The 14913-nt window shown below is 32.3% G+C and carries 12 protein-coding genes; 3 read left to right on the top strand and 9 right to left on the bottom strand.

Going from position 1 to position 14913, the window contains the following annotated elements:
* Positions 1 to 72: 72 nt before the first annotated feature.
* Positions 73 to 1209: an RNA-guided endonuclease InsQ/TnpB family protein gene (locus X929_RS03320; RefSeq protein WP_103066622.1), complete on the bottom strand. Its 1137-nt coding sequence runs from the start codon at positions 1207 to 1209 to the stop codon at positions 73 to 75.
* A gap of 343 nt (positions 1210 to 1552) precedes the next feature.
* Here X929_RS03320 and X929_RS03325 point away from each other — a divergent pair, with 343 nt between their 5' ends.
* Positions 1553 to 2494: a ribokinase gene (locus tag X929_RS03325; RefSeq protein ID WP_103066623.1), complete on the top strand. Its 942-nt coding sequence runs from the start codon at positions 1553 to 1555 to the stop codon at positions 2492 to 2494.
* Here X929_RS03325 and X929_RS03330 read toward each other — a convergent pair.
* Together X929_RS03330 and ggt are read right to left on the bottom strand one after the other, a co-directional pair.
* Positions 2489 to 3691, bottom strand: coding sequence for an MFS transporter (locus X929_RS03330; protein WP_169924944.1), 1203 nt, complete (start codon positions 3689 to 3691; stop codon positions 2489 to 2491). The genes X929_RS03325 and X929_RS03330 overlap by 6 nt on opposite strands.
* Positions 3692 to 3768: 77 nt before the next feature.
* Positions 3769 to 5373 (bottom strand): gamma-glutamyltransferase, encoded by a 1605-nt coding sequence (gene ggt, locus X929_RS03335; protein ID WP_103066625.1) that lies wholly within the window; start codon positions 5371 to 5373, stop codon positions 3769 to 3771.
* A 150-nt stretch (positions 5374 to 5523) separates the two neighbouring features.
* On the opposite strand from ggt, the gene X929_RS03340 reads away from it, so the two are divergent.
* Together X929_RS03340 and X929_RS03345 are read left to right on the top strand one after the other, a co-directional pair.
* Positions 5524 to 6057, top strand: a complete 534-nt coding sequence (locus X929_RS03340; protein ID WP_103066626.1) for a hypothetical protein — start codon at positions 5524 to 5526, stop codon at positions 6055 to 6057.
* Between the two features lie 91 nt (positions 6058 to 6148).
* On the top strand, positions 6149 to 6751 hold the full coding sequence (locus tag X929_RS03345; protein ID WP_103066627.1) for a hypothetical protein: 603 nt from the start codon (positions 6149 to 6151) through the stop codon (positions 6749 to 6751).
* A gap of 51 nt (positions 6752 to 6802) precedes the next feature.
* Here X929_RS03345 and X929_RS03350 read toward each other — a convergent pair whose 3' ends face one another.
* From X929_RS03350 to X929_RS03375, 6 genes are all read right to left on the bottom strand, one after another.
* Positions 6803 to 7375: a GNAT family N-acetyltransferase gene (locus X929_RS03350; RefSeq protein WP_146255769.1), complete on the bottom strand. Its 573-nt coding sequence runs from the start codon at positions 7373 to 7375 to the stop codon at positions 6803 to 6805.
* Between the two features lie 12 nt (positions 7376 to 7387).
* Complete coding sequence (locus X929_RS03355; protein ID WP_169924945.1) at positions 7388 to 9256, bottom strand: GumC family protein; 1869 nt, start codon at positions 9254 to 9256, stop codon at positions 7388 to 7390.
* Positions 9257 to 9372: 116 nt separating this feature from the next.
* Entirely contained in the window at positions 9373 to 12618 is a 3246-nt protein-coding gene (locus X929_RS03360) for a PD-(D/E)XK nuclease family protein (RefSeq protein WP_103066630.1), read from the bottom strand.
* 4 nt (positions 12619 to 12622) lie between these two features.
* Entirely contained in the window at positions 12623 to 13111 is a 489-nt protein-coding gene (locus X929_RS03365) for an early set domain-containing protein (protein ID WP_103066631.1), read from the bottom strand.
* A gap of 91 nt (positions 13112 to 13202) precedes the next feature.
* The gene (locus tag X929_RS03370; protein ID WP_103066632.1) at positions 13203 to 13928 is read right to left on the bottom strand and encodes a DeoR/GlpR family DNA-binding transcription regulator; all 726 of its coding nucleotides are present in this window, start codon (positions 13926 to 13928) and stop codon (positions 13203 to 13205) included.
* The gene (locus X929_RS03375) at positions 13925 to 14905 is read right to left on the bottom strand and encodes a glycoside hydrolase family 68 protein (protein WP_103066633.1); all 981 of its coding nucleotides are present in this window, start codon (positions 14903 to 14905) and stop codon (positions 13925 to 13927) included. The genes X929_RS03370 and X929_RS03375 overlap by 4 nt, the downstream gene beginning before the upstream one ends.
* Between the last annotated feature and the right edge of the window lie 8 nt (positions 14906 to 14913).

Genomic DNA, 14913 nt, shown 5'->3' on the forward strand with positions numbered 1-14913 from the left:
CCGAAGTATGACGTAGAGTAGGTTGTGGTCTCCAAAGGCTTAACATCCCCCAGTCCCTGGGGTAGAGCCAATTCAAACAGTGGCTAGCTGTTCTAATCCAGACTTTCTGATATTAACGGCAGCATTTATATCTCTATCATGTTTAGTTCCACATTCAGGACATATCCATTCTCTATCAGAAAGTTTTAAACCTCCGTTCTTATACCCACATACACTACAAGTCTTAGACGAAGGTTCAAACATTCCTATTTCGATTACCTTTTTACCTAATCTCTCTGCTTTGTATTTTAGGAACGTTTTGAATTGATACCATCCTGAATCTGAGATACTTTTAGCTAAGTGGTGATTCTTTAACATGCCTCTTATATTGAGAGTTTCTACAACGAAGACATCAGCTTGGTTCTCACTGATTTCCTTCGTTAGTTTATGTAAAAAATCCTCTCGTGTATTCTTAATTTTCTCATGTACTTTAGCAACTTCTAATTTTGCTTTGTCCCAATTCTTAGAACCTTGTTCTTTGCTTGAAAACTTTTTATATGCGTGTTTTAATTTCCTTTCGTACTTAGACAAAACTTTAGGAGCTGGATACTTTGTTCCATCGGATAATACAACAGAATCTTTCAATCCCATATCCATACCAATTGAGTTCTCATAGTCTATATATCTTTCGGGGTAAGAACCTTCGACTTCAAATGTTATAGATACAAAATACTTACCTGTTGTAGTTTTAATGAAAGTACAATTTTTTATCTTTGCATTTGGATCTATTTTTCGATGTACTCTTACTTTAATACCTTCTTTAAACTTTGGTAAGAATATAATACCGTATTTATCATTATTTTCATTTTCATACAGTTGTATATGTTGAGGAACTCTAAAAGATTGTCTACTTGATTTCTTTTTAAATTTAGGATGCTTAGCTTGTTTCTTGAAGAAACGTTTAAACCCACTCTCTAAATCTTTTATAGACTGTTGTAGAGATTGAGCATTAACTTCTTTTAACCAATGATATTTTTCAGATCTTTTAAGAACTGTCAATATTTTACACCATATGTTGTAGTTAACCATAGACGTTTTAGTATTTTTGTAGGCATTGTTAACAAATTCTAAGAATAGGTTGTAGACAAATCGAGTATGTCCAAAATGCTCGTTAAGTTTGTGTATTTGCTCGTTTGTTGGATACAACCTAAACTTATATGTTTTTAGCATATTTAATCACCTAAATTCGATGGTTATATAATATAATTATATCATGTATGGATGCGAGGAACAAAGTTTTTTGATTCAAATCGCAGTTAAAATCAGCTTTCATCTTTTACTTGAACCTCCTTCGGGATGTTCTTCTTACTGGAGAATATTCCTGCTGGATTTCATAAATTTTTTTCTTTTTTTTAGAATAATAAAAACGGTATTTCATATTCAGAGTTCTTCTCTTAATCAATGTACTATTTTCAAGAGAGAAGAACTTCTTTTCGAGTTAAAAACTTTTCTTTAATTTAAAAATATTATATATTATAATTTTACTGAAATTATTCAAAGGAGAGATAGTTCAATGATCGCTGTAATTGGTAGCAGTAACATGGATATAGTATTCAACGTTGAACATTTTACAGTTCCTGGAGAAACGCAAAAAGCCCTTTCATTAGATTTTTATTTTGGTGGCAAAGGGGCGAATCAAGCCGTTGCAGCCGCTATGTTATCTGAAAAGCCTGCTTACTTTTGTAGCTGCTTAGGTGATGACGAGTATGGGAACCAAATTTCTCAAAATTTTAAAAAGTATAAAATCGAAGGTTATTATGTACAGAAGAATGAAAAAACAGGTAGGGCTTATATAGAGGTCGAGAAAAGTGGCGAGAATAGGATAATTATTTTCTCCGGTGCTAACGATAATGTAGATAAGAATAAAATAGATAAGTTTTTTGATAAATATGGTAATGAAATAGATATTTGTTTATTGCAGAATGAAATTCCCATGCAAAGTGTCGAGTATGCTATTTCTAAGTTAAAAGAAAAAGGAATAACTATTATATACGATCCTGCCCCTGTCGGAAATACAAAGATAGAAAGTTTGAAGGATATAGATTTTTTAACTCCCAACAATAAAGAGTTTATGTTCCTTTGTGAAAAAGCAAGGGAAACAGCCTCACGGCAGATAAGGATAGATTTCGACGAAAACAATCTAGGTAAATCAATGCTTGAATTCAAAAGAATTAGTAAGGTAAAAAATTTGATTGTGAAGATGGGAGACAAAGGTGTTGTATACATCGACGAAGCTGAAAACTTTGGGAAAATTGAGCCTCTAAAAGTAAACGCAGTTGATAGTACTGGAGCTGGAGATGTCTTCAATGGTGCTTTTGCTGTAGCTTTTTCAGAAACAAAGGATTTACAGAAAAGCCTTATTTTTGCCAATACCGCTGCTGCAATCTCTGTTGAAAGAAAAGGAGCCCAGTCTTCTATCCCAAAAAGGGAAGAAGTATTAAAACGTTTTTTATGAATTATTACTGTACAACTGATGTAAAACGCCGTTTTTTCTTAAAGGAACGAATAGTTTATACATGAAAATAAGCGCAGCAGTATAAAACACGGAGCTAATTAAGAACAAGAAAGTATAACCACTTGGCAGTACACTTACTATTCCAAATATGAATGCAGCCAAAGACCTTGTCAAAAAATTAGCAGCGTTTCTAAGGCTATATATCGATGTGACTCTATTTTTTGGTAGTGCACTCAAAACAGAGGATGTTTCCACAGGGTTAGTCATATTAGTGAAAGTAAACCTTAAAGCGTAAATACCAATAAAAATAAAAGGGTTTCGAATAAATCCTAAACTTATAATCAAAGGAATAACTATCCCATTTAAAATGAATGTATATTTAAAAGGACCGAACTTTTTTCCAAGCAGTGGCGAAACGGCAGAGCCTGCGGCAGCTCCAAATTGTGCAATTGATAAAGATATACCTATCAAAGAAGGAGACATGTTGAACAGGTCTTTGTATATAATATTTCCAAAATTGACAAACAGTCCTGCTCCAAAAGATATCGCTGCTGTTCTTAAAAGATAGTATTTTAAAATGTATTTTTCTTCTTTGTTGTACTGGGAAAAATCTAAAACTTTTTTAAGGGTAACTCTTTTATCTCTAACGCTTTCGGGTAATTTTCTTAATAATATGGGTGATATGGCATAACATACCCCTGTTATATATAGAGTTAACCTTAAACCCAAATATTCTCCCATAAAGCCACCTATGAAGTTCCCTAAAACACCACTAACCATAAAAATAGCAAAATTATATCCAAAAGCAGGCCCCCGGGTTGAACTATCTGTAACATCCATCAAATAAGAATCCAAGAGTAACCTTCTAGAAGTCATAAATCCACCGTTCAAGAATCCAAGGACTAATAAAATATTTTTATAAGGAAAAGTACTTCTTATCAACAATAGAATACCAAAACCTATGGAAGATATAATGATCATTTTTTTCTTTCCAATTCTATCCCCAAGAATTCCTATTAAAATCCCTAAGATAGCAGCCCCCAACATTTCAAAAGAGGTCATTCGACCAATGAACTGGTTTGTATAACCCAAATCTCTTAAAAATAAATTAAAAACAACTTTATAAATAGCCCAAAAAGAGCTACTTATGGAGGAAAAAATGAGCAAATTAATAACCTTTTGAGTCAGTTTACTCACCTCAATATAGTTAGCTTGTCTAACTATATTGTACCACCATTATTTAGAATCTTTTTGGAATTTTCATTAAATTTCTTTTAAAAGCAAGATATGTTACTATCGGCTCTTGGTTCGGTGCCTCCTGTCAGAACACCATCCTCTGTTCTATATATAAATTGTCCCCTTCCAAAATTAGAAGAATTTAATGAAACCTCTATTTGATGACCTTTATCTGCTAAAGACTCAAGTATATGCCTTGGAAATTCTTTTTCTACTATAATTTCTTTGTCTTTCACCCATTGCCATCTTGGAGCATCCAAAGCAGCTTGAGGATTTAAATGAAAATCGATAAAATTATTAAGAAATTGTATATGGCCCTGTGGTTGCATGTACCCTCCCATAACTCCAAAAGGACCTATTGCTTTTTTGTCTTTGGTTATAAAACCGGGAATAATGGTATGATATGGCCTTTTTAATGGTTTTAAACAGTTGTGATCCTTTTCAATCAAAGAAAAGCTTGTTCCTCGGTTTTGTAGACTTATACCCGTTTTTGGAATCACTATTCCAGAACCAAATCCCATATAGTTACTTTGAATGTAAGAAACCATATTTCCATCTTTATCCGCAGTTGCAAAGTAAACCGTTCCTCCAGAATACGGATTTCCTGCTTGTGGTAACAGTGCATATTCACCTATAAGATTTCTTCTTTGTTTTGCATATTCCTCAGATAAAAGCGATTCTACCGGTACTTTCATGTCTTCAATATCCGTAATATATTTCAGACCATCACTAAAGGCTAACTTTAATGCTTCTATTTGCTTGTGGTAACTTTCTGGATCTTCTTTACATTTCATTTCAAACCCTTTTAGTATGTTCAAAGCCATCAAAACAATTATACCTTGTCCATTTGGTGGTAATTCCCATATGTCGAATCCTCTGTAATTTACACTAAGCGGTTCCACCCATATAGGTTCAAATTTTTCTAAATCTTCCTGACAAAAGTAACCTCCTGTCTTTTTTGAAAAACTTAAAATCTTTTGAGCTAATTCTCCTGAATAAAAACTTTTTGCCTTTGTATCTGCAATTGATTTCAAAGTCTCTGCGTGATAAGTTGATTTCCAAATTTCTCCAACATCGGGAGCGTTCCCATTAGGGGCGAACACTTCAAACCAATTTTTAAAAATTTCGCCCTTCAACTCTTTTTTATACCTTTTAAAAGCGTTCTGCCATGATTTAGCTGTTATAGGAGAAACAGGGAAACCCTCACTTGCATATTTAATGGTTGGTTCTATCAAATCTTCAAAAGGAAGAACACCAAATCTATCAGACAAAGTTGCCCAAGCTGCTGGAGCACCTGGAACAGTAACTGATTCCCATCCATATGGAGGAATTCTTTCAAACCCTTTTTCTTTCATTAATTCTGAGGTGAGATTTTTTGGAGCGTATCCACTGGAATTCAACCCATATAGTTTACCGTCTTTGTAAAGTATAGCGAATGCATCGCCACCTATACCGTTGGAAGTAGGTTCTAAAACTGTCAAGCTTGCTGCCACTGCAACAGCTGCATCAACAGCATTACCACCCTTTTTTAAAATTTCGATACCTATCTCAGAAGCTAATGGATTTGTTGTTGCCACCATCCCGTTTTTTGCATAAACAGGAATCCTTTTTGAAGGATAAGCAAATTTTAAGGGATCAAACATTTGAAATACTCCTTTCTTTTAATCTGATTTTAAGGAATGTAATCTATTATATCATTAGAATCAAACAAATTAATGCGGAGCATATATACAAAGTTCTAGATTTCTATAAATAAATAGTTTAATGGGTTAATTTCAGGAGGCGAAATAATTATGATAAAAGCAACAAAGTTTACTAGTATATTATTAATTTTTTTATTGTTCGTATTTTCATCTTTCGCAAGTAACACATCTTACGCTAGATTACCAGATTTGGATAACTTGTCTTTAACTTCTGGTACTCATGGCAATCTCAATTTATTAGAATTGATCAGCGAGATTGAAGTGGATCAAAAAGAAAAATCAACGATTACCATAGGTGTATATTATTTAGCTTCTACAGATGATCACACTATAAAAATAAAAGAATTGAATGATCTATACTATAACCAAGACTACAGTTCAAATTTTAACTCGATAGCAAGCAAATCACATAACCGATCTAAAAGTCTTTCTGATAAATTTATAAAATCAGATCCAAACGTTAATAATAAAAATCATAAAAACGATTACTCTTATAAAAATGAATTAGCAAATAAGTTTGTTCAGAAAAACAGTAGGTTAGATTACATACTTTCTCTTAACCTTTTTAAACAAAATACGCCAGATTTCATCGAAATTCAACAAAATGTATTCATTTTTTCTTAGAGATATAAAATAAGTATGATACAATGAAGCAAGTATGTTTGTTAGTTTTTTATCATAATTTCTACAAAATCTCAGAGAGGAGGGAACAAAGATGAAAAAAGTTTTCGCAACGTTGTTGGTAGGTATGTTAGCTGTTTTTAGTTTCGCTGCATTTGAAGTAACAGTTGGATATGTAAATACATCTCTAGCCGCTACTGATGTAGATACAGTAGAAGATGTAACGATGCATGGGATCAGTGCAGGTGCAAACTATTTGTTCGATGGATTGGGTGTAGAAGGCGGAGCGTTGTTAGTCGGCGGTTCTTTTGATTACTATTTCCCAACAGAATTTGCTACTAATGCAGCAGTTACAGCTTCCGCTACTGCTACTGAAGAGGTAGCTCAAATGATGGTGGGCGTGAATGCTGGTTACAGGCAGAGTTTAAATGCCTTCTTCCCAGACTTACCATTTGGAATGTATGTCCAAGGGTTGTTTAACTATTCCTTTGGATTAGGAGACGATAAGGTTTTAGCAAATAGTTTAGGTTTCGGTGGAGGAGCTGGAGCAAGCTTTGCAGTTCAAAACCTCGACATGAATGTAGGTGCAGATGTTTTATTTGAAAAACCAACATTAGCTGACGCTTATGACGAAGTTTATAAAGGTGAGTTCCAGTTGAGGCCAAAGTTCAAGGTTTACGCAGGTGTACAATTCTAATTTAAAAGTAAACAAAGATAATTTAAAAACCTCCTTTACGGAGGTTTTTTATTACAGCTTTTTTCTCATTTCGATAGCAACTATTCTATATCCTGATTTTAAAAAGAAACTTTCTAAAAACTTCAAATATCTTGGTAAAGTAATAACTCTCTGTTTTTGAAACCCTTTCATCAAATTGATGTGTGTCTCGCCGAATCCAAGATTTTTATACAAATTATACGCAACTTTGTTATTCCCAAAGACATTCAATTCAATAAATTTTACCTTTTCTTTTTTTAATGTTTCTTCTAGTTTTTTTAAAGCACCTTTTGCAAATCCTTTTTTTTGATACTTAGGAAAAATCCTAATATCGTATATAAACGCTTTTTTAGAACTGTGATTGACAAAAACCCAAATTCTTCCGACGTGGTCGTTATTCCCATTTATAACATTATAACCATAGTTTTTCCCTTTTTTGATATCTTCATTCCAGACGGTATCAATTTGATCCTCTGCTCTTGCCAAGGCTTCCTCGTATGGAATCAACAAATTTTCAGCCAAAACTTTGGCATATTCTTCGTACATTTTCTTTTTGTATATCTCAAACTCTTCTTTGCTCATTAATTCGAGCTTCGTTACCGACACCTCCAAAAGATGTTATCTTTTCTTTTTTACATAAACAACTGTGGGATCCTTTTCTTTTTTTAAAATCTCTTTTATATCTTCCAAGTTTGTTGTTTTTTCTTCTATAAATATAATAATTTTTTCCAAATCATCTCTGTATAGTATATAATCACCATTGTTGAAATCGTCAAACATTATAAACGCCTCGTTTGTGTTTTTAAACTTTTCAAATTTTTCAAATTTTTCTTTGTAATCTTCATTTTCTATTGAAGTAAAATACTCTGTTTTATAAGGTTTTATGGTATTTAAGATGTTGTAAATTCTTTGAGAAAGGTTCTGGGCAACTGAGAAACTCCCTAAAAACAACAACCCAAACTTTTTAAAATCTTTTTTATAAACGAAATTGACTATTTTCTCGGCATCGTTTGAATCATCTAAAATAATGTCAGGAACCCCAAATAAACTTTCAAATTCGTATAGATCTTTCACCGTTTTGTCTTGGGCTTCTTTTACAAAAACACCCAAAATCCCCAAGAATATTGCTAATACCCCTCCAATAGCTAAAGTAAGGGTAGTATTTGGAGATACAGGATTTTCTGGTATGTAGGCAGAGTTTATTACTTTGAATTTGTTATCGTACAGTGATGCCTTCATCCTTTCTTGCTCTAACGCAGCTAGTAAAGTATTATACCTAGCTTGAAGTATAGTTTGCTGTTGTTTTAATAGAAAATATTCGTAAAGAATGGGGGAGCTTTTTGCAATTTCATCATCAATAACTTGAAGCATATTTTCGTACACCTGTTTTGTTACATCAAATAGTTGTAGTTGTGTAATTATCCCTGTGTATTCATTAAAAGTTCCCATATCGATCGATGCAAGAAAGTTTAAATCGTTGGAAAATATTGTTTCAAGGTTCTTTTTCAATTCGTTTTCTAAAACCGTTATTTCTGCTTCCAAAGCTCCAATTCTTGGAGAACTAGGGGAATTTAACTTTAAAGTTTCTAATTCTATGTTGTCACTTACTAATTTAGATTTTATATCCTTAACAGGTGTATCTTTTTCAGTATTTGTTAGTATAAACTCTTTCGTTTCTGGAGTCAGTTTGAAAATATTATCTTCTATAGCTTGCTTTCTGATTTCTAATTGATTTTTATCGGCGTCTAATTTTAAGATATTCATATATGTTTCAGAATAATAACTAATTAAACTATCGAATGTTTGAGATGAAGTTGAAGAAGAAGCTAACAATTTATTTTTAGTTTGAAAATCTAAAACTTCTTTATTTATCTGATCATATTGCTGAGAAACATCTTCAAATAACGTTTCAACTTGATTCAAATAAGACTGAGAATCCTCAAAATAAAGGTTTTTTGCATAATCGGTGTAGTAAGAATACACAAGTGAAACAACCGAAGCAGCTAAGCCCGGATCAGAACTTTGGTAACTTATTTCTATCATATTAGTATCTTGAACATTTTGTATATTTATACCTTCTTTTAGTGAATCAATGAGATCTCTTTCTGTTACTTCTGTACCTCTTAACCTTGCAATTAGCCCTTTGTTTTCATTTGCTTTTTCTACAAGGTTGAGTTCTTTTACAACGTTTGCCAACACCCAATCGGCTTTCATCCTTTCAATTTCGGTAGTTAGACCAGAGTCAGTCGGTTGGATGATTCCTAATAAGTTTGCTGCAGAAGACATTGATCCTAAAGAGACGGTTGGTTGGGAAGAACTCGATTTGTACTCTATAACCTGCTTAGCTTCATACTTGGGAGTTGCCATGAAAAATAGATAAACAGCTGTTAAAAAGATAGTTAAGAAGAAAATGATTAAAAAAGTCCATTTTCTTCTTTTAAAAATTCTGAGTATGTCTGAAAAGGTTAGTTCTCTTTCTTCTTCCATTTCCATCCTCCAATTTTAAGTTATTTTTTTACTGCGTTTTGAAACTCTGAAAGGTGATATTTGGCGCCCCTTTATTTTGTTTTATGCAAAATATTTTACCATATGGGGCATTTAATTCAAAGGTATTTTTTTATGTTCATATTAAAATCCTTTTTGTACTGCATCAAATCGCATAAACTTCTGAATTGGCAAGAAGAGCAGTCGTAATATTTTTCTCCTGTTTTTGCATTGCTGTATTTATCATACATTTCTTCTAAGAACCTTCTAATTTCTCTTTCTTTTACTGCTATAGGGGTGAAATCAGATTTATTGATGTTTTGAAAAACCTTCTCTAACCATGTGTAGAATTCTTTAATATCAAAAGATACGAACTTAACACCCCGTCCGTGTTGTTTATATATAATATTATTTTTCTGTATTTTTATAAAATTATTATTTTTGTATTCTTTTTTCTTTGAAACTACCTGAAATTTTAGATACACATCAGAATTTGCTAATTTGTTTTTCCATTCTTCGTTATTTAATAAGGTTAAATAATAAATCAACAATTGTTCACTTTGAAAATTTTTTGATCTTTTGTAATCCATAATTGAGTATGCGCCTGGTAATAGCTGATCATCGAACTCATCAAGAAGGTATGTGTAGTTACCATTCAAAAGATCTACCCTGTCGATTCTAGATGTTAAGTCTACATCATGAAAATCTCCTACGTTTATCTTTGAATTTACCTCTAACTCAGTAGCTATAACTTGAGAATAGGTGAGATCCATCCCTTTTTTGAACTTAATATAGTTACGATATATGTCTTCTATACTGTCAAAAATATCTTCTGTTATTATTTCACTTTCTACGTCTTTTATAGCTTCATAGGTTTGTAAAAAATCGTCGGTATACTCTTCCCAAATATTTTCAACGATACTTTTTATTTCTTCTTTCAATTCTTCTGCGTAGAGAATTTTTTGAGCCATATCTTCATAATTTTTGTACTTGGAAAATATCTCTTTCATCACCCTATGCTTTATAAGTCCATCAAAAAATTTCCCAAAATCTTTATCTCCATATAATCGGCCTTCGATCGCGAGGTAATACTTTAAAGGGCAATCCACATAAGTAGTAATTTTTGTATGGCTTAACCGTCCAAGGCCAGTATTTTTAGATAATTGCCATTGTGGATTAGTTATCTCTTTTTTTAATCTCTCAATATTAGTGAAGTGTTTATCTGGTAAATATTCTTTCTTTCCATTCAATATGTAATAAATAGTAGCTTCTGTTTCAGAGAAAATATTCTCTGGATCTTTTGGTAGGATTTCTTTTTTAGAGAGAAACTTATTGGAATATTTAACTTTTTTAAAGTTGTTCCTAAACTCTTTTTCGTATGGAGAGGGTAGTATTGGTTCACCGCTTAATTTAGCGTTTGGATATGTAAATACAATATTTTCTGCGAAGATCATCGAGATAAACAAGTTTCTTCTACTGATTTTTTCTGAGTGTTTGGCGATTGAGGTACCTTCGTTACTCATAGATGTGATGAAAGGATTGACCTTTATTGAAGGATAGTTTTCTTCAGTGAAACCTACAAAATATTTGTATTTTTTCTTTACAAATCTTGAGTCTTCAAGGCTCATTATTTCTACTGTATTATCGTACCTTTCGGATTCTCTATACGTTTCAATCTGAATAAGAGAGGAAAGGATTTTGTAGAACTTTTCGATTCCTAAATTTTTATCTGATTTTAGAATTTTTCCCAAATTTTCTTCGACGTTAAATACCAGTGTTTCGAAGGCTTTTAATGCATTTAATTGACTCTCGATAGGGAGTACATCCTCGTATGTTTTTAGTATGTTGAAATGAGATAGGTAGGTATCTATCCATTCTTTCACCAAATCCCTGTAATCAGAAACACTGAAGTACTTTTTTCGATCTTTGCTTTTTTGGATATTTTCTAAAAGAGAAAATATGTTTCCAAGACATTTTTTTAATTCATTCAAGTCTTTGAGTTCTTCGCTTATCCTTTCTATTTCTTCTGTGCCTTTAAGTTGAGAGCTTCTTTTATCTATTTCTTTCTCAATAGTATTCATCCATTTTTCTTTTCGGTTTTTGAGCGAAGATTTTTGTATGTCATAAAATAAGTTCAATCGCTTTAAATAATGTTCTATCTGCTCCATTGTTAGCTCAGTTACTCCCCCGTAACCACTTTCAACCATTGCCAAGATATCTTCAACTTCACAACCCCTCACCAGTGTCTTAACCGGTTGAAGAAGTATCAAAACTATTTGGCTTTCGTTTAGCGGAACGTCGTTTTTGAACCTGTAAGGTACCTTGGCATCTTCCAAATAATCCGCAAATAATTTTGCAGTTGAATTATTGGAAACAACTACCCCCAAATCATCAGGAGAAAGATTTTCACTTATCAATTTTCTTTTTATTTCTTTTGTAAGGATTTCTATTTCAGAAACATCATTGTTCATTGGAAAGATTTCAATTCCGGTATTTTCAAAAATCCTTCTTAACCCATTACTTTTCGATTGGAATTTAAAATCTTCATTTTTTAAAAAGTTGTGTATGTTGGTTATTGAGTCGAAACTTCTGTCTTCGATATTGATCCAAGTAATAAAATGAACCTCTTCAAAGAGATCAAAGAAAGCTTTAAGTGTTTTATTAACAGCTGGAGAAATATCAAAAAATCCGGAAATAACGACCCTTTTCCCTATATATTTTTTCTCCTCTTCTTTCAACCTGCTAGGTAAAATCTCATAAAACCATTTGTACACACTAACGGGATCGTAATTTCTCTGATATTTAATAGACATATCAAACTTCGTTTCTAAAATATCTTCGAGTTTTTTTTCTAATTTAGTGTAAAGTATGTACAAATTAGAATTGTTATCAATAGAATCATCTAGCAACTTGTATTCTTCGGAGGATTCAACGATTTCCTCATCTTCAACCCTTGAAATTTCCCATTTCTTCTCGAAAATATCTAATATGTACTCTACTGATTTTTGAGATTTGGATATAACGTTTAGATATTCAGAAAATTCTTCGTCTTTCTTCTCTTCTTCTATTAAGTCCATTATCTCGTTTTCGATGTATACTTTCAAAAAATCCCTGTTCAGTATTACAGATTGTGGTTGGTATGTTTTTAGCGTCTCAGTTACATATTGGTTTATAACCCTAAAGGCGTCACGATTGATAGTTTTTCCTGTTTGTGAGGCGATATATTCTGCTACTTGCTTGACATAAAAACCAGAAGGCCCTAGAAACAAAAAGTTTAGAGGGTCTTCGTTGTAAAAAGGAAGTATAAGATCTCCAACCTTTTTAAAATGTTCTGCATTTAAGTCAAATAAGTAGACCTTTTTCATTTTTCTACCAGCTTTCTATTTCATTTCTCACTTCATCCAAGTTATATTCAAATTTGTAAGTTCTATTTTCTCTTTCATTCCCAAAGAAATCTTTCTCTATGTTATCATAATTGCCAAGGTTATATAGGTATTCTATTTCAGTATTTGGGGGCATTCTTAGAGTTAATTGGTACGTTCCATTACCCATTTTCTCAAATCTATAGTTTTCATCTCCCACCAACCAATTGTTGAAGTTCCCCATCATATAAATTGATGCATCTTGTGGTGTACTTTCTGGAACCGAAGCGATTATAAAAGTGACTTCGAATAAATTCTCATCTTCTTCTGAAAATGAAGGTATTTGTGGGGATATTTCACGAGATGGCTGAGCTGTTACCGAGGCTTTTTGTGAAGAAAAACCAAAAAGCAAAAGAATTATTGCAAAGGGAAGCAAAATTTCTAAAAATCCTTTCAAGTTTCTTTCACCTCTTTGATGTTGTAACTTTGTTTTCAATTTATTATATCATATTTATTATCTCAATTCTCCACATTTGATCAAATCAAATGTCCGTGAAAAAGAAAGGTTAAACGGAAGATTAACTCCCTTATATTTCTATTTTTCTATCATCTGTAACTAAAATATAATTTTGTTTCCATTTTTCAACCAAGTTAGCACAGATTTTATTGTATTTGGAATGATCTGCTAGGACATATGCAACTTTTGCTGATTTTATAATTTTCTTTTTAAAATTTGCTTCACTCAGTTCATGAACATAGAAGCCTTCCTCGTTGAATCCGTTAACTCCCATAAAGGCTTTTTTAAACTTATATTTTTCGAAGTTTTGCTCTAAATCAATAAAATTCATATTACTGGGGATAAATTCTCCGCCTAAAACGTGTAGATTTATTTCAATGGAGTTAGAAAGAGCATTTATAATGTATAATGAGTTTGTAACTATATGGCATTTTTTATTAGAGTTGATTAATTCTTCAGTAAAAGCAAGGGTAGTGCTTCCCGCATCGATAAATATTGTGTCATCGTTTTCTACAAATTGAACCGCATACTTTGCAATTTCCAATTTTTCTTTTGCATGTCCTGCAATTTCTTTTTGAAATAGAGGATTAAACCTTTCTTTAGCAATGGCTCCACCATGCGTTCTTTTTATAAGTCCCTCCCTTTCCAAATAATTTAAATCATTTCGAACTGTGGAAAAGGAAACTTTTAATATTTGAGAGAGATCAAAAACTGTGATGCTTCCCTCTTTTTCAAGCAATTGAAGTATTCTTCTTCGTCTTTCTTCTGGAATTAATTTAGTGCTATTTGTTTTCATTTCATAAACTCCTCTTTCTCGATAGATATTCCATAATTATTGTACCATATTTTGTAAGGTCCTCTGTGTGAAAATATTGGACATAACTCTGATTCACTTTTTTGCCAAAAAAAGATAAAATTATCGTTTTTTTGTGAAACTATTTGCGTATTGTAGGCGATTTTTTCAATTTGCGGTTTAAACAATGCTGGTCCATTTGCGGTCTTTGTGTATGGCCCTTTTAAATTTTCGCTTACTAAGAAATAATCTCCAGGAATAGGATCTAATTCTGTTTGTTCTTTGAAGTTATCCGAAAATGAATTAGAACAAAAATGCAAATAATATATGCCATCTTTTTTAATAATATACGGGCATTCGGTATTGTCAAACCATTTAGGTATAGATAACGGTTCGAGAATTTTCCAATCTATCAAGTTTTTAGAGGTAGCTATTCCCACAGTTCCTCTTGCTTTGATCTCACCATCTTTTCTTCTACTACAGAAAACCATGTAAAAATCAGAACCTTCTTGAAAAACATAAGGATCCCTGAAATGTATCATACCATCGTAAGAATTAGTTTCATAAAGATTTGGATCTATTCTTAAAAGTGGTTCGTTATCTGAAATTCTTGTATAGTTCTTGAAATCAGGGGATTTTGAAGTTATTAAACCGATGAGTTGCTCGTTGGGTTTTTTACTGTTTCTTGAAGTGTAAAAGAGATAGTATTCGTTGTTGTAATAAAATGTACTTCCAGTCCAAATAGAGGTATCGTCCCATTTGTTTTGATTTGAGGATAATATAATACCTTCATATTTCCAATTAATTAAATCTTGACTTTTGGCTAAGCCTATTGAAGAATGAAAATGCCTGTCTTCAGGGTCTTTTGTGCTGGGTGATTCTAAAAAATATTTGAACCAAGTACCTTCTTTGTCCTTAAGAAACCAGAGATCCCAAATGTATTTGTTTTTCAATTTAAAGCATGATGAATTTTGCGTCATAAAACATA

This window comes from Petrotoga olearia DSM 13574, assembly GCF_002895525.1.
GTDB lineage: Bacteria > Thermotogota > Thermotogae > Petrotogales > Petrotogaceae > Petrotoga > Petrotoga olearia.

Excerpts from the sequence above, each read along its gene's own strand:
- X929_RS03340 (WP_103066626.1), top strand. The coding sequence starts at position 5,524 with ATGATAAAAGCAACAAAGTTTACTAGTATATTATTAATTTTTTTATTG.
- X929_RS03360 (WP_103066630.1), bottom strand. The coding sequence starts at position 12,618 with ATGAAAAAGGTCTACTTATTTGACTTAAATGCAGAACATTTTAAAAAG.
- X929_RS03325 (WP_103066623.1), top strand. The coding sequence starts at position 1,553 with ATGATCGCTGTAATTGGTAGCAGTAACATGGATATAGTATTCAACGTT.
- X929_RS03320 (WP_103066622.1), bottom strand. The coding sequence starts at position 1,209 with ATGCTAAAAACATATAAGTTTAGGTTGTATCCAACAAACGAGCAAATA.
- X929_RS03375 (WP_103066633.1), bottom strand. The coding sequence starts at position 14,905 with ATGACGCAAAATTCATCATGCTTTAAATTGAAAAACAAATACATTTGG.
- X929_RS03345 (WP_103066627.1), top strand. The coding sequence starts at position 6,149 with ATGAAAAAAGTTTTCGCAACGTTGTTGGTAGGTATGTTAGCTGTTTTT.
- X929_RS03355 (WP_169924945.1), bottom strand. The coding sequence starts at position 9,256 with ATGGAAGAAGAAAGAGAACTAACCTTTTCAGACATACTCAGAATTTTT.
- ggt (WP_103066625.1), bottom strand. The coding sequence starts at position 5,373 with ATGTTTGATCCCTTAAAATTTGCTTATCCTTCAAAAAGGATTCCTGTT.
- X929_RS03370 (WP_103066632.1), bottom strand. The coding sequence starts at position 13,928 with ATGAAAACAAATAGCACTAAATTAATTCCAGAAGAAAGACGAAGAAGA.